Origin of the sequence: Pseudomonas sp. W5-36 (genome assembly GCF_046540455.1) — a bacterium.
Lineage (GTDB): Bacteria > Pseudomonadota > Gammaproteobacteria > Pseudomonadales > Pseudomonadaceae > Aquipseudomonas > Aquipseudomonas graminis_B.
Window position 1 is genome coordinate 69,838 of sequence record NZ_JAXCIQ010000011.1, and the last position, 15,105, is coordinate 84,942.

Here is a 15,105-nt window from a genome sequence, read left to right on the forward strand (position 1 = left end):
AGCGTGGCTTGTCCCGCGATCTGGTGCGCAGCGCCAGTGAAATCCATGAATGCGAAGATCCAGCTATTCCGCGATCGCCGCTTTTCACGACGACTTTGTCGCCGATCGCGGGACAAGCCACGCTCCTACAATGAAAGCGTGCAAATGCGTGATGCTTCCTGCAACAACATGGCGGTACTATGCGCGCTCTCATTCAGCGCCCCGGCAGCAAGGTAGTTCCCCATGCGTCTTTCGGACTTCATCGTTCAGAATGTGGATCGCATCGTCGATGAGTGGGAACGGTTTGCGGCCACGCTGACGCCCGCCGCCGCCCAGATGAGTTCAGCCGAGCTGCGCGACCATGCCGAGGCGATCCTGCTCGCGGCGGCGCGTGACATGAACACCGCTCAGACCAAAGCCGAACGCATCGCCAAGGCTCAGGGCGAAGACATCGGCAAAACCCCGACACTCGATCAGGCCGCCTCCAGTCACGGCGAGTTGCGCCATATCGTCGGGTTTGACCTGGTGCAGATGACTTCAGAATTCCGCCACCTTCGGGCGACGGTCGTGCGCTTCTGGGCAGAAAACCAGATAGATCCACAGGTCAGTCACATCACCGACATGATCCGCTTCAACGAAGCCATCGATGAAGCCCTGGCCGAGTCGACGGCGGCCTACGCCGATCGCGTGACACGTTCCCGTGACATCTTTCTCGCCATTCTCGGTCACGACCTGCGCGCGCCCTTGCAGGCCATCGGTATGTCGTCCGAAGTGCTGATGCGCAAGACCACGCTGGCAGACGCCGAGCTTGGGTACATCAAACGCATCAAAAGCAGCAGTTTGTTGATGGGGACAATGATCAGCGACTTGCTGGAGTTTGTTCGCAGCCGTCTCGGCGTCACGCTGCCGGTCGAGCGCAAACCCATGGAGATGACCCTGGCCTGCCGCGAGGCCATCGACGCGGCCACGGCAGGACAGCCCGATTGCAACGCAGTGTTCACCAGCACCGGTGACACCCGGGGCGAGTGGGATCGGGCACGCATCGCGCAGTTGCTGCAAAACCTGATTGGCAATGCCTTGCAGCATGGCGCGGCGACGCGGCAGGTCACCGTGAAGCTCACCGGCAGCGAAAACCATGTGAGCCTCTCGGTGCATAACGGCGGCGAGCCTATCGCGGAGGAAGCCATCGGCAGCATCTTCGACCCGCTGGTCCGCTCGGCCAACGAAAAAACCGGCATCCACAACCCTTCCACCAGCCTGGGCCTGGGGTTGTTCATCGTGAAAGAGGTGGTGAATGCCCACAACGGCAGCATCACGGTTGTGTCCAACGTCGGAGACGGCACGACGTTTAACGTGGAATTGCCGAAGAAAGGTTAATAAGCGTTGAGCAGCGAGCACAACCCGTGTGGGGAGTGAGCTTCAGTCCAGCGCTTCAATCCACAAACCGCCCCAGCCGCTGCCTGAGCATGCGGTTTTCCGCCCTGACGTGTTCGAGCTCTTGCAGAAGGTCCAGCGCCAAAGCGACGCCGTCCCATTCCAGCTGCAATTCGCGATGCAATTTGACCGCACGCCTGCCGATCGACAACGCGGCACTGTCGAACAGCCACTCATCCGGCTGCCTCCCCTGGGGTTCGAGAATGCCGTGCTCGACAATCTCGATTACGAAGGCGGCCGGCAGGTCGACCACCTCACAGAACTCCTGCATGTCTATGACCAGGGTATTGCTCATGATCAGTTACTCCATTGAGCCCTCGGATCGAACGCGGCCTGCTGGGCCAGCTTCTCCCACAGCGCTTTGGTCGCCTCATTGGTGGATTTGGGCATGACGATTTTCAGTTGCGCGTACAGATCGCCGCGCTGGCCCTGCTTGTTCAGCAGACCATTGCCTTTGACCCGCAGCCGCTGACCGTTCTGACTGTCCGGGCGGATGGTCAGGTTGATCTTGCCGGTCAACGTCGGCACCGCCACCTTGGTGCCGAGCGTTGCTTCCCACGGCGCGATCGGCACCGTGATAATCAGGTCATGCCCCTCGACGTCGAACATCGGGTGCGGCGCCAGGCGGATGATCAGGTACAGATCGCCCTTCTCCCCACCGGCAACGCCCGGCGCGCCCTGCCCCTTAAGGCGGATGCGCTCGCCATCGGTGACGCCCGCGGGGATCTTCACATTCAACGTCTTGGTGATGTCGGCCATGCGCTGACCGTTGGCGCTGTGTTGCGGCACCTTGAAGCTGATCTGCTTGGACTCGGTGGAGAGGGTCTCCTCCAGAAACACCGCCAGTTCCATCTCCACGTCCTGCCCTCGACGCCCCGGGCTCTGCGCCCGACCGCCTTGCTGACCACCGCGATTACCGAAAATGGAACTGAAAAAGTCGGAGAAATCGCCGTTTTCGAAGCCGCCACTACCAAAGCCCTGACCCGCGCCCGCGCCGCCGCGGCCCTGCCAGCCAGGCGGTGGCTGGAACCGGCCCTGACTGCCGTATTTGCGAATCTCGTCGTATTCGGCGCGCTTTTCAGGGTCGCTGAGCGCTTCATACGCTTCGGAGGCTTCTTTGAATTTGTCTTCCGCGCCAGGCTCTTTGCTGACGTCGGGGTGATACTTGCGCGCGAGCTTGCGATAGGCGGTCTTGATCGTCTTCTCGTCCGCCGTCGGCTCTACGCCAAGGATCTTGTAATAGTCTTTGAAGTCCATCTGACGGTCACCCAATTCTGGAATATCCAGCCCAGTCCGCAGCGTGTTCCACATGTGAACGCTGGCTGCGTTGAACGTTGCAATGTTATCGGCACGCCGTCCCGCGAATTGAAACGCTGTCCAGACCGGCCAAATGCATTAAGAGTTGCCTGCTAGATTGGGGCTCGGGGCCACAGTTCAAGCCAAGGGCCGGAAATAGATGCCGGACGGGCGATAAACCGACGTTTCGCGCTACGCATCCGGCGCGCACTCGCATACACTGCGCGGCCGTTTTTTGACTGGTATGCAAAGCAGATGAGCACTCCATCCCCGGCCCGTGCCCTTGGCATCGATTTTGGCACGTCCAACTCCACGGTCGGCTGGCTACGCCCTGGAGTGGAAACGCTGATCGCACTGGAGGACGGCAAGATCACGCTGCCCTCGGTGGTATTTTTCAACATCGAAGAGCGCCGCCCGGTCTACGGTCGTCTTGCGCTTCACGAGTACCTCGAGGGCTACGAAGGCCGCCTGATGCGCTCGCTCAAGAGCCTGCTGGGTTCCAAGCTGATCAAGCACGACACCAGCGTGCTCGGGACAGCGATGCCGTTCAAGGACCTGCTCGGGCTATTCATCGGCGAACTTAAAAAACGTGCTGAAGCTGCTGCCGGTCATTCCTTTGAGCACGTCGTGCTGGGCCGTCCCGTGCACTTCGTCGATGACGACGCTGCCGCCGACCAGGAGGCAGAAGACACGCTGGCCGATGTGGCGCGCAAGATCGGCTTCAGGGAGGTTTCCTTCCAGTTCGAGCCCATCGCAGCGGCCTTCGACTACGAGTCAACGCTGGACCGTGAAGAGCTGGTGCTGATCGTCGACATCGGCGGCGGTACGTCGGACTTCTCGCTGGTGCGCCTGTCGCCGGAGCGTCGCCTGATTGATGACCGTCACACCGACATCCTCGCCACGGGCGGCGTGCACATCGGCGGTACCGACTTCGACAAGCAGCTGAGCCTTCAGGGCGTGATGCCGCTGTTTGGCTATGGCAGCCGGATGAAAAGCGGCGCCTACATGCCGACCAGCACACACATGAACCTGGCGACTTGGCACACGATCAACTCGGTGTATTCGCAAAAGTCGCAACTGGCGCTGGGCAGCATGCGCTATGACATCGAAGACACCCAAGGCATTGATCGGCTGTTCAGGCTGATCGATCAACGCGCCGGTCACTGGCTGGCGATGGAAGTCGAAGAAACCAAGATCCAGCTGACCCACTCGGAAAATCGCCTGGTGCCGATGGACCGCGTCGAGCCCGGCCTGAGCGTGGACCTCACGCGGCAGTTGTTCGAATCGTCAATTGACGCCTTGCTCGAACGCGTGCGCGGCAGTGTGACGAATCTGTTGAATGACGCCGGCGTGGGTGTGACCGATGTCGACACCGTGTTCTTCACCGGCGGCTCCAGCGGCATCCCGGCCCTGCGCAACAGCGTCGCCGCAATGCTGCCCAAGGCCCGGCACGTCGAGGGCAACATCTTCGGCAGCATCGGCAGCGGGCTGGCGATCGAAGCCAAGAAGCGTTACGGCTGATCCCCCGCGGGGCGCTTGTAGGACTGGCTTTAGCCGGGAAGGCGTCGGGTGTCATGCCGCGAAATTGAGGGTGTCCGCGCAGGCCTCTTCCCGGCTGAAGCCGGTCCCACTGAACATCGCGGTCCCACTGACTGACCGTGTGCACTTTGTGGGACCGGCTTTAGCCGGGAAGGCGTCAGGTGTCATGCCGCAAAATTGAGGGTGTCCGCGCAGGCCTCTTCCCGGCTGAAGCCGGTCCTACTGAACATCGCGGTCCCACTGACCGACCGTGTGCACTTTGTGGGACCGGCTTTAGCCGGGAAGGCGTCAGGTGTTACACCGCAAAATTAAGGGTGTCCGCGCAGGCCTCTTCCCGGCTGAAGCCGGTCCTACACATCGCGGGCGCATCGTAGGACTGGCTTTAGCCGGGAAGGCGTCAGCTGTCACACCGCGAAGTTGAGGCCGTCCGCGCAGGCCTCTTCCCGGCTGAAGCCGGTCCTACTACATCGCGGGCGCATCGTAGGACTGGCTTTAGCCGGGAAGGCGTCGGGTGTCACACCGCGAAAGTGAGGTTGTCTGTGCAGGCCTCTCGGCTGAAGTCGGTCCTACACACCGCGGGTAGCCGCGAAATGGTTAAAACCTGCCGCTACACCAGCTCTGCCCGGCGCAGTTCGCTCTTCAGGTACGCGTAATAAATCGGCCCTGCCACCACCCCCGGCAGGCCGAAGGCGGCTTCGAAGATCAGCATCGCCAGCAGCAACTCCCACGACTTGGCGCTGATCTGCCCGCCGACGATCCGTGCGTTGAGGAAATACTCGACTTTGTGGATCACAATCAGATAACCCAACGCCGCCACCGCCACCCAGATCGACAACGACATGCCGACGATAAAGATCAGCGTATTGGACATCAGATTGCCGACCACCGGAAGCAGGCCCAGCAGGAAGGTCAGCACGATCAGGGTTTTGGTCAGCGGCAGGTGCACGCCGCACAGCGGCAGGATCACTGCCAGGAATATAGAAGTGAACGCCGTGTTCAGCAGCGAGATCTTGATTTGCGCGAAAACGATATTGCGGAAGGCCTGGGTCAGCAGGTGCAGACGCTCGAACAGCGCCGCCGCCAATGGCTTGCGCTTGGTGACATCGGGGATGCGCTGCAAGGCGATGATCGCGCCCAGCACCATGCCAATCAGTAACGTCACGAACATGTGCGCCGCACCCTTGCCGAGCAGTTGAAGCTCGCCCAGGTGCTTGGTCAGCCACGCGCTGAGGGACACCTGAAACTCGGTGGCACTGGCCGGCAGGTAGTTGTCGATGAAAGGCGGCAGCTGACCGCGGGCGCGGTCCACCAGAATCATGAATTTATCCAGCGAGGCGCCGGGGTTTTCCGCCTCGTGCAGCAAAAAGCTGATCGCGCCGGCAAACAGCAACGCCAGCACCGTCACCACCAGAGTCCCCAGCAACGCCACCGCCAGCCACCGCGCACGCTCGCCGGCAATCAGCCGTTGCAGCTGTGGGGTGAGCATGTCGACCAGTTCGTACACCAGCAAACCCGCCAGCAGACTGGGCAGAAGGTTGAGCGGCAAGACCAGCAGCAACCCGCCGAACACGAGAATGCAACTGGCCAGATAGACTTGACGGGGCGTAAACGTTGGCATACAGCCTCAAAACGAGCGGCGTGAAGGATGGGCAGTCTGCCAGCGTTCTGGGTGGAGAACCAGCGACGCGAAAGCCCTTCAGGGCTCAAGCGTTGGGAGGCTGCGATTGCAGGCCAGATCATCGGCCGCAATCGCAGAAAGTACAGGGGCCGGCGCCGCCTTTCGACGCCCGCCATTGGCTCGGAAAATTATTTCTTTTTAAGACAATCGCTCATGAACGCCTTGCGCGCATCGCCCTTGAGCGCCTGGGTGCTCGCGGTGGCGTTGCAGGTTTTCATCTTTTCCTGCTGAGTGGCGGCAGGCGCAGGCGCGGCCTTCAGGCAGGAGCTCATGAACGCCTTGCGCTCGTCGCCTTTGAGGGATTTGGCCGAGGCATCGGCGTTGCAGGTGGTCATCTTGTTTTGTTGGGCGGTGGCGGCAAAACCCTGGGCGCTCAGCAGCAGGCCCATCACCAGCAGAGGAATACGCAGCATCGTCATCGCTTTTCTCCGGAAGCGCCACGCACCTGCATGGCTTTCGGAGCAGTGTAGCCAAAGAATGTTGCTGCATATTTCTGCAAATGCGCAGCGTGCGCTGGACGTGCGCACTGACAGGCCGATAATGGCGCCTCATTCAGCCGCCGGGCCGGTCATGCAATACCTTTATCCACTGCTCACCGTCATGATCTGGGCGGGCAACAACGTCATCACCAAAGCCGCCGCGGGCCGTATTTTCCCGGCCGAGATCGGCTTCTATCGCTGGTTACTGGCCGGCTTGCTGTTCACGCCGTTTCTGCTGGGTCCCGTGCTGCGCAATCGGGCGCAGATCAAACCCATCATCGGCAAGGTGGTGGTGCTGGGCGTGCTGGGCATGGCGATTTATCAGAGCCTGGCGTACTACGCGGCGAACATCACGACGGCCACCAACATGGGCATCATTCTGTCGTTGGTGCCGGTGATGACCCTGGGCATGTCGATCGCCAGCCTCGGCACCCGGTTGACCGCAGGCGCGCTGGTCGGCGCGATCGTGTCGTTTGCGGGCGTGTTGTGGGTGGTGTCCCAAGGGAGCTGGAGCTTGCTGATTGCCCATGGCATCAACATCGGCGACGTGATGATGCTGGTCGCAACGCTGGCCTATGCAACCTACAGCACGCTGCTGAAGAAATGGCAGTTGCGCATGCCGCCGTTGCAGCTGCTTTATTTGCAGATCCTGGTGGCGATCATCGCGCTGTTTCCGCTGTTCGCGATTTCACCGAAAACCGGCCTGAATGCGAGCAACATTCCATTGGTGCTCTACGCGTGCATCCCGACCTCAATGCTCGCGCCGTTGCTGTGGATGAAAGCGATTTCCATCCTCGGGCCAAGCCGTACCACGTTGTTTTTCAACCTGGTGCCGATCCTGACGGCGCTGGTCGCTGCGCTCGCACTGGGCGAGCAGCTGGCGTCGTATCACTTCATCGGCGGTGCCCTGACGCTGGGCGGGGTGATCCTGGCAGAACGCTGGACCACACCGCTGCGCAAGGCCGCAATCCATTAACGCTGTCCGTCGGATGAAACCGGCTATCAGGCTTTGTCGTGCTCCTGCGCAGCGTGAATCGACACGTCGGTAATGCCCAGCACATGGGGCAGACCGATGGTGTCCTCACCGGTATCGAAGGGGTCATCTTCAACGGCCACGTTGTGCTTGAGCGCCAGCTCGTGCACGACCTCGATGATCGGCACGTCGAGGTTTTCAATCAGATCGACATGGTGCTCACCGGCCAGCGTGTACTCGATTTCATAAAGCTCTTTATCGCTCATCGCATCTCTTCCTACGCGACCTCACGGGTCGACTGATCACGAACTACGGCCAAATAAGTCAAAGACCGGCGGCTTTGAGACGCGCGGCATGTTCAAGGAACAACCCCACGGGATCGGCTCCGTTGCCCACCAGCCCGAAGTGCTGGTTGACGATGTCGAAATGGTCGAGCGGGTAGTCATCACCGATGACTTTACCCAGGTGAGAACTGCATCTCCCGACCATGCCATCAGATTGACCCCGCTCTTTCGTGAACGTGCGAGCAAATATTCGGCAAGTGAGATTTGACGTATCAAAGAGGTTCTTGCCGCGGTCGGTACGCCCCGGTTGCAGGGTCCCGGACCACGAGTAATAGCGCACGCCGTCGACCTCCTCCTCGCCCTGCCCGCCCCAGTGTTCGGGCAATCCCTGGGGGAACCGCCGGTTGAAGTGCGCCACGCCGCGTGCGGTCAGCGAATGGTGCGCAGCGTCGACATCCACGGGCAGGCGCGTACCGCGATAACCGGTGTCGAGCAGGCTGGTGATGAGCGTGGTGAGGCGGATGGCAGCGTTGACCACACGCCCTTTCAGGGTATGGGGCGGGTAATGCGCTTCAAAGTAGTCGGCCAGTTCGGAGCCATGGTTGGGTCCCGCGACGGAGGTGACCGAGGCGACCAGGTCCGGGCGTACGCCAGCAACATACCGAATGGTCAGCGCCCCCTGACTGTGACCGATCAGGTTGACCTTCGCCGCGCCGGTTTCCTTGAGAACTTCCTGGACTCGGGCCAGCAATTGCTCGCCGCGAATCTCGGTGGAATTGACCGCCGACACCATGACCGGAACCACCTGTGCGCCGCCCCGACGCAGCGCTGGCACGATGCCGAACCAATACGGATAGACCACCAGTTTCACGAAGCCCATCAATCCCGGTACCAAGACGATGGGATAACGGGTGGCCTGCTCTTGCGACATTAAGGAGCGTTCCTCAGTGAGCGTTTTTGTTCAGCGCTGCGGGGTCAAGTCAGCCACGTCAAAGTAGCCGGGAAACATTCATAAAACATGACAGTACGGGTAATGCCCCATCGCCATCAATTTGATCGAACTCTTTTGCATCTTGAATGCTCCTAACAGCAACGGGCCAACAATGGCCTTTTTCGCGGAGCGATTCGAATGTTCAAGCAATCCCTGGCAGTAGTGATTTCCATGGCCGCATTGGCCGGTTGCGCATCGACCACCCTGCCGAACCCGGTTGATTACGCGACCTATCGCAATGAGCCGCTGGTCAAGCAAGTCGAAGAAGGCATGACCAAAGAACAGGTCCTGACCATCGGCGGCACGCCATCGACCTCCATTCAGCGTCGCGCCCACCCAGGTACTTGCAACAACTACGTGCTGAACCGCGAAGGCCATCAGCAGGCGTACTACGTCACCTTCGACAACAATGGCCGCGTCAACAGCAAGGGTTTCATGACCTGCGAACAGCGTGACGCCAACGAACGCGCCATGTGATCTGACGCCGTCCGTATGAATGGGTGAGTCCGCTCGCGATCACGAGCGCCGAGGCATCGCAAAGATGCCCGGCGCTGCCGCTGTCGCGAGTGATTCCCTGGAAACACGCGCACACCATCTTGACTCCGCATCGCCCTGTTCCCGCCACAACCCGACCATCTGACACTGCGTCAAAAAGTCCCCGAACAAAAATCAAACTTTTGCCAGCGCCCACCACTCACACCTTAAGACCCGATCTCGCCGGGCGCCTGCTTGACGTATGGCGCAACAGAGCGCGACGGAAAAAACCGTAAAAGCCCTGGAGAAATCTGATGATCAATCTGCACCCAATGACCGACGTCGCCACCCTGCGAGAGCGCGCGCGCAAAAACGTTGAAGACGGCGCCGTCACTGAAGGCTACAACGGTGATCGTGATGAGGTCCTGCGTTTGCTGAACTCGTCGCTCGCGACTGAACTGGTCTGCACCCTGCGTTACAAGCGTCACTACTTCATGGCCAAGGGCATCAAGTCCCACGCCGCCGCTGATGAGTTTCTGGAACACGCCAATCAAGAGCTCGAACACGCTGACAAGCTGGCCGAGCGCATCGTGCAGTTGGGCGGCGAGCCGGAATTCAACCCGGACCTGCTGAGCCAGAATTCCCACGCCCAGTACGTGGCCGGCAACACGCTTAAAGAGATGATCACTGAAGACCTGGTGGCCGAGCGCATCGCGATCGACAGCTACCGCGAAATCATTCAGTACATCGGCGACCAAGACCCGACCACCCGCCGTATCTTTGAAGAGATCCTGGCGCAGGAAGAAGAGCACGCCGACGACATGGCAGACCTGCTCGACGGCCTCTGATACGCGACACGCAATGCAAAAAGCCAGGGCACATGCCCTGGCTTTTTTGTGGGTAACTTTCAGGCGGGATGTTTAGCGGATACCGAGCTCTTCGCGAGCAAGCTCGCTCCCACAAGGGCCAGATCAACCTGACGCTGAATCAGGCGCCGAACGCGGTTCTGTGGGACCGGGTACCACGCAAGCCTGCGCCGAACCCGGGCATATTGTGTGAGTGAAGACGGCACAGAATCCTGCGCCGAACTTATTTCACAGTCTTAGGCGCTTTGCCTGAACGCATCTGCTCCAGCAACCCGGTGCACTGGTTAGGCGCGTCGCCACTGCTCGGTGCCACCAGTGCCAGCAATCCTGCCGCCGGCCCGACTGCAGCGCCCAACAGCACCATGCCCGCGCCGCGCAGCAACAGCGGACCTGACTCAACACCCGCGTTGGGTTTGCTGAACGGCCCACGCACATACAGCGGCGAACGCAGGGAGAAGACCCGGAAGCCTTTCGACTCGGGCGTCACCTTCATGTCCAGTTGCTCGGTCTTCAGGTTCGCCGTGCCATCGACGTAAATAATCGCGTTCTCGGTATCGAACACAAACACCTTCGTGCTCGCCAAGCCGTCCTTGAAGCCGACATCGGTGGCCGCACAGTTGATCTTCACGTCCTTGTCGCCGAACAGCTTGCCCACCACGTAGTTGCCAACGTTCAGGCCCGCAATTTCCATCAGGCCACGGCTGACGGCGCCGTCGTTGATCAGCATCTTCAGCTCGCCGTTGGACGTGCCCAGCAACGCTGCCACCGAATTCCCACGGCCACTGAGGTCGGCATCACCGTTGAGCTCACCAAAGCTGGTTTTCATCGGTTCGAAGGTGGGGAACAGCTGCTTGAGCTTGAAGCCGCGAGCCGACAGTTTCGCGCGGCCCTCCAGCGGCTGGGTGTGCCCGTTGAGCTTGATGTCGGCGTCGAGCTTGCCGCCTGCCACACCAAACCGCAGCGGTTCCAGACTCAGCACACCATCGTTGAGCACCACGTGGGTGTACAGGTCGGTGAACGGCAGGTCGGCGCTCTGCACGATGCGCTTGCCGGTGAACTCGACGTCGGCGTCCATGGCAGCCCAGCGGTCGGTCTTGAACTCCTCGACCGGCAGCACCTTGCCTGTCGGCTGCTTGCTCTCGCCGCCCCGGGTTTTCTGCTCGGCATTGGAATCGGCGCCAATCAGCGGCTTGAGGTCCGCCATCAGCAGTTGGTTGGACACCAGCGCGCCGGTCAGCTTGGGCCGAGGTTCGCTGGCGGCAAAGCCGAGATCACCGTGGATGTCGCTGTCGCCGATCTTGCCGTTGAAGCCCTTGTACTGGAACGACGCACCCGCCGGGTCGTGCAGTTTCGCGATCAGGCGGCCGTCTGTGGAGTACGGAGGGGAATCCGGCAGCGTCACGCCGGTCAGCGGATAGAGATTGCTGAGGCTGTCGCCGGAGAGTTTCAGGCGCAGGTCCAGTTCACCCAGATTCTGCGGATCGGTAACCGTGCCTGCAATCGCAACACGCAAGGCACCCGCGCTGACGTCGGCCTGCACCGGGAATGGCAACGCCGCGTCTTTCAGCGCCAGCAGCCCACCTACCTTGCCGCTGCCGTTGAGTTTCTGGCCGTGGTACTGGCCTTTGGCAGTAAAGCCGAAGGCATAGTCCTGAGCCGAAGCGCCCTTGTCCTGAACCTTCTTCGCCTCGCTGCTGCCGACGATGTCGCTGTAGGGGATCGGCTTGCCCAGCATGTCGATGACGACATCGACGGCCGTGTTGATCTTCTGGTCGTTGTAGCTCACGAAGCCCTTGTCGAAGCCGATCGAGCCGATGTCGACCACCCAGCTCGACGGTTTGGCGTTCGGGTCGCTCTTGGGCAGATCAAAGACCCAGTTGGCGCGGCCATCGGCCAGACGCTCGATCTTCGCGTTGGGCTCGGTCAGGTTGATACGCGGGATGACCACGCGCTGGGCCATCAACGGCAAGGGAGACAAACGCAGGTCGACGCGCTTGAGCGTGACCATCTGCGGCGTCTTTGACCATTCCGGGTTGCCCAGTGCGATGTCTTCCGCCGACAGGTGCGGCCACGGCACCCAGGCGCGCCAGCCGCCTTCATCGGGCTCGCGGTGCCAGCTCACGGCCAGATTGCCGTTGATGGCAAAGGGACGATGGAGTTCTGCAGACACCTTCTCGTTGATGGTCGGCTTGAGTCGGTTCCAGTCGAACGTGGCGATCACAATGATCAGAATCACCAGCAACAGCAGCAGGATTGCGGCTGTCCAGGCGAAGATTTTACGGCCTCGCGTCATTGCGTTGTCTCCCCAAAAACCGATGCGCCATCCAGGGCGCGTCTCGTACGTCGTAACGCTTCGACTGAGAAAAGCCGCGTCGGTTTGATCAAATCTGTATTCAAGGCCAGAAAAGTTCCGCACCCCACCGATACCGTACGTCCAGACGGGCTTGGCGATCCCTCTGAAACTCGCTGAAAGGCCCGCCGGGCAACGAGTCCAGAGGCGCATCATTTCTGTCGATGGTCACCATCAGCTCGCTGAACTTCTTTATCAAGCGGGCAGCGGTAAAATCGCCAGCACGTTCACATCACCCTTTACACCCGAGCATCCTTCCATGAAACGCCAGTTGATTGCCCTGACCCTTTCCCTGCTTGCCTCGAGCGCGTTCGCGATGCCTGCCAGCGAACAAGCGATCCTCGGCGAAGCAAAGGCGACACAGCATTCCGGTTTGCCGACCCTTGCGCAGGACGGCCCCGACCGATTGATCAATCAATATCAGCGCGTCGCCGAAAACGGCCCTGATCGGCTGATTCAGCAGTATCAGCGCGTTTCCTGATTTTTACCCGCTGCGTCAAAAGCTTCCCGGCTAAAGCCAGTCCTACGGAAATAACGCGGCGCTTGTTAGTGGAACCGGCTTAAGCCGGGAAGAGGCCGTTCAGATCAACCAAAAATCGGCACGACAAAAAACATGTGAACAGCCCGGCCCTGATCGCCGGGCTTTTTATTGCCCGACGTCAAACCGGGTTCGACGCCACGCAAACGCATTTGCTAGAGTTGCGGCCCATGCCTCTATCAGATACACGCCCCATGCTGCCCCGCGCCGAACAGAAACAGCAGACTCGCCATGCCCTGCTCGATGCAGCCCGGGGCCTGATGGAGAGCGGACGCGGTTTCGGCAGTCTGAGCCTGCGCGAGGTGGCGAAAACAGCCGGCATCGTACCCACCGGTTTCTATCGGCACTTCGATGACATGGACCACCTCGGCCTGGCGCTGGTCAGCGAAGTCGGTCAGACCTTCCGCGAAACCATCCGCCGCGTGCGGCACAACGACAACATCGACAGCGGCATCATCGACGCCTCCATCCGCATCTTTCTGGACGTCGTGGCCGCCAACCGCTCGCAGTTTCTGTTCCTGGCGCGCGAACAATACGGCGGCTCGCTGAAGGTCCGACAGGCGCTCGGTGCGCTGCGCGAAGGCATCATCGCCGACCTCGCGACCGACCTGGCGTCGATGCCCAAATTCCATCACCTGAACACCGACGACCTCTCGGTCATGGCCGACCTCGTGGTAAAAAGCGTGTTTGCCATGCTTCCGGAGCTGATCGATCCGCCGCCCCCGGCATTGGCCGAACATTTGACCCCCCGCGCGAAAATCACTCAGCAACTGCGCTTTATCTTCATCGGCGCCAAGCGCTGGCAGGGATTGGGCAGCACCGAGTGAGTCGCGACGCTTCACTCCTCTGCAACACGGCTTCATGACCCTCCCTTCGCACCACGGAGGTGCGCCTTCGCAACTGACGCACCGATAAGTCGCACTCAGGTGATCAGCCCCGCCCTTACTGCACCGTATTCTGGCAATTTCTGCCCTGTCCATCTGTTGGCAAGCCACTTGCTCTAGCCCTTGCATCGCACATTGCTGGAAGCTTTCTGATGCTGGTGATTCATCAACGGGTCGAACCTCAGGCTGAATGGGCCGCAGAGCTGCATTTGATATTCGAGGCGCGGAGCAAAAGCCGGCTGCGCTGTTTCAGTGCCGAGGGCGAAGACGTCGGGCTGTTCCTTGAGCGGGGCCAGCCGCCGCTGCGTGATGGCGACTTTCTCAAGGCTGAAGACGGGCGGATCGTGCGTGTTTGCGCGCGCCCCGAGCAACTGATGCACGTGACGTGCAGCAACACGTTCGAGCTGACCCGGGCGGCGTATCACTTGGGCAACCGCCATGTGGCACTGCAAGTAGGCGACGGCTGGCTGCGTCTGCTCGACGACTACGTGCTCAAGGCCATGCTCGATCAACTGGGCGCCACGACCGAATCCATCGAAGCCCCCTTCCAGCCCGAGCACGGCGCCTATGGCGGCGGCCATCACCACTCGCGCGCCGGTGAGGAAGATTTCAATTACGCGCCGCGCATTCATCAATTCGGCGTACGCACGTGAACGCAGCCTGGGCGCTGCTGCGTCTGGCCAGCCCCCAGCTGCCGATCGGCGGCTACAGCTATTCCCAGGGCCTGGAAATGGCGGTCGAGCAATCGACCGTCCACGACTCGGCCAGCGCCGCCCGCTGGATTGGCGACCAGTTGCTGCTCAACCTTGCACGATTCGAGGCGCCGCTTTTACTGGCGCACTGCACGGCGGCTGCCGAAGACGACTGGGCGGCCTTGTTGCAATTGAGCGAAGAGCATCGCGCCAGCCGCGAAACCCGCGAACTGCATCTGGAAAGCCGGCAGATGGGCTACTCGCTGCAGCAATTGCTCAACGGTCTGCCGGAAATGGATCAGCCCGCGCGGGACTTTCTACAGCGTATGGGCGAGCCACATCTGGCGCTGGGTTGGGCACTGGCCGCGCGCGCCTGGCAGATCAGCCCTCAGGACGCGCTCGCTGCCTGGCTCTGGAGCTGGCTCGAAAACCAGTTGGCGGTGCTGATGAAAACCCTGCCATTGGGGCAGCAAGCTGCACAGCGCCTGACCAGTGAGTTGCTGCCGCTGCTGCAGAAGGCCCAGCACGACGCGACCGTACTGAATCCTGAACACATCGGCAGCGCGCCATTCGGTCTGGCGCTGGCGAGCATGAACCATGAGCGGCAGTACAGCCGCCTGTTCCGATCATGAGGTGGCTGCCATCGCC

Annotated in this window: 16 protein-coding genes; 9 read left to right on the forward strand and 7 right to left on the reverse strand. The window is 60.9% G+C overall.

The window, feature by feature from the left end; translation table 11 throughout:
• Window positions 1-222: 222 nt before the first annotated feature.
• Window positions 223-1,356, forward strand: a complete 1,134-nt coding sequence (locus SLW74_RS18010; protein WP_065987759.1) for a sensor histidine kinase — start codon at window positions 223-225, stop codon at window positions 1,354-1,356.
• Window positions 1,357-1,411: 55 nt separating this feature from the next.
• On the opposite strand, the gene SLW74_RS18015 is transcribed toward SLW74_RS18010, so the two are convergent.
• Window positions 1,412-1,708 carry a chaperone modulator CbpM gene (locus SLW74_RS18015; RefSeq protein WP_065987760.1) on the reverse strand — a complete coding sequence of 99 codons (297 nt, stop codon included), beginning with the start codon at window positions 1,706-1,708 and terminating at the stop codon, window positions 1,412-1,414.
• Window positions 1,709-1,710: 2 nt separating this feature from the next.
• Window positions 1,711-2,670, reverse strand: a complete 960-nt coding sequence (gene cbpA / locus SLW74_RS18020) for a curved DNA-binding protein (RefSeq protein ID WP_410929692.1) — start codon at window positions 2,668-2,670, stop codon at window positions 1,711-1,713.
• A gap of 294 nt (window positions 2,671-2,964) precedes the next feature.
• Between cbpA and SLW74_RS18025 the strand changes: the two genes are divergently transcribed.
• Window positions 2,965-4,230 carry an Hsp70 family protein gene (locus SLW74_RS18025; protein ID WP_065987761.1) on the forward strand — a complete coding sequence of 422 codons (1,266 nt, stop codon included), beginning with the start codon at window positions 2,965-2,967 and terminating at the stop codon, window positions 4,228-4,230.
• A gap of 625 nt (window positions 4,231-4,855) precedes the next feature.
• Here the strand turns inward: SLW74_RS18025 and SLW74_RS18030 are convergent.
• A complete protein-coding gene (locus SLW74_RS18030; RefSeq protein WP_065987762.1) occupies window positions 4,856-5,866 on the reverse strand; it encodes an AI-2E family transporter in 1,011 nt (336 codons plus the stop codon).
• A gap of 188 nt (window positions 5,867-6,054) precedes the next feature.
• Window positions 6,055-6,345 (reverse strand): PsiF family protein, encoded by a 291-nt coding sequence (locus SLW74_RS18035; RefSeq protein ID WP_065987763.1) that lies wholly within the window; start codon window positions 6,343-6,345, stop codon window positions 6,055-6,057.
• Between the two features lie 151 nt (window positions 6,346-6,496).
• Between SLW74_RS18035 and SLW74_RS18040 the strand changes: the two genes are divergently transcribed.
• Entirely contained in the window at window positions 6,497-7,381 is an 885-nt protein-coding gene (locus tag SLW74_RS18040) for a DMT family transporter (RefSeq protein ID WP_410929725.1), read from the forward strand.
• A gap of 26 nt (window positions 7,382-7,407) precedes the next feature.
• Here the strand turns inward: SLW74_RS18040 and SLW74_RS18045 are convergent, their stop codons facing one another.
• A complete protein-coding gene (locus SLW74_RS18045; RefSeq protein ID WP_074891368.1) occupies window positions 7,408-7,644 on the reverse strand; it encodes a hypothetical protein in 237 nt (78 codons plus the stop codon).
• Window positions 7,645-7,702: 58 nt separating this feature from the next.
• The gene (locus SLW74_RS18050; protein WP_410929693.1) at window positions 7,703-8,593 is read right to left on the reverse strand and encodes an esterase/lipase family protein; all 891 of its coding nucleotides are present in this window, start codon (window positions 8,591-8,593) and stop codon (window positions 7,703-7,705) included.
• 198 nt (window positions 8,594-8,791) lie between these two features.
• On the opposite strand from SLW74_RS18050, the gene osmE reads away from it, so the two are divergent.
• Together osmE and SLW74_RS18060 are read left to right on the forward strand one after the other, a co-directional pair.
• Window positions 8,792-9,130 (forward strand): osmotically-inducible lipoprotein OsmE, encoded by a 339-nt coding sequence (gene osmE, locus SLW74_RS18055; RefSeq protein WP_065987766.1) that lies wholly within the window; start codon window positions 8,792-8,794, stop codon window positions 9,128-9,130.
• A 311-nt stretch (window positions 9,131-9,441) separates the two neighbouring features.
• Entirely contained in the window at window positions 9,442-9,975 is a 534-nt protein-coding gene (locus SLW74_RS18060) for a bacterioferritin (protein ID WP_369303828.1), read from the forward strand.
• A 241-nt stretch (window positions 9,976-10,216) separates the two neighbouring features.
• Here the strand turns inward: SLW74_RS18060 and SLW74_RS18065 are convergent, their stop codons facing one another.
• Window positions 10,217-12,286 (reverse strand): AsmA family protein, encoded by a 2,070-nt coding sequence (locus SLW74_RS18065; protein ID WP_410929694.1) that lies wholly within the window; start codon window positions 12,284-12,286, stop codon window positions 10,217-10,219.
• A 151-nt stretch (window positions 12,287-12,437) separates the two neighbouring features.
• Here SLW74_RS18065 and SLW74_RS18070 point away from each other — a divergent pair, with 151 nt between their 5' ends.
• The 4 genes from SLW74_RS18070 (at window position 12,438) to SLW74_RS18085 (ending at window position 15,089) form a co-directional block, all read left to right on the forward strand.
• Complete coding sequence (locus SLW74_RS18070) at window positions 12,438-12,824, forward strand: hypothetical protein (protein WP_192135306.1); 387 nt, start codon at window positions 12,438-12,440, stop codon at window positions 12,822-12,824.
• 251 nt (window positions 12,825-13,075) lie between these two features.
• Window positions 13,076-13,708, forward strand: a complete 633-nt coding sequence (locus tag SLW74_RS18075; protein WP_065987770.1) for a TetR family transcriptional regulator — start codon at window positions 13,076-13,078, stop codon at window positions 13,706-13,708.
• Window positions 13,709-13,917: 209 nt separating this feature from the next.
• Window positions 13,918-14,418: an urease accessory protein UreE gene (gene ureE, locus SLW74_RS18080; protein WP_192135307.1), complete on the forward strand. Its 501-nt coding sequence runs from the start codon at window positions 13,918-13,920 to the stop codon at window positions 14,416-14,418.
• Window positions 14,415-15,089: an urease accessory protein UreF gene (locus SLW74_RS18085; protein ID WP_192135308.1), complete on the forward strand. Its 675-nt coding sequence runs from the start codon at window positions 14,415-14,417 to the stop codon at window positions 15,087-15,089. Before ureE ends, SLW74_RS18085 begins: the two co-directional genes overlap by 4 nt.
• Window positions 15,090-15,105 lie beyond the last annotated feature (16 nt).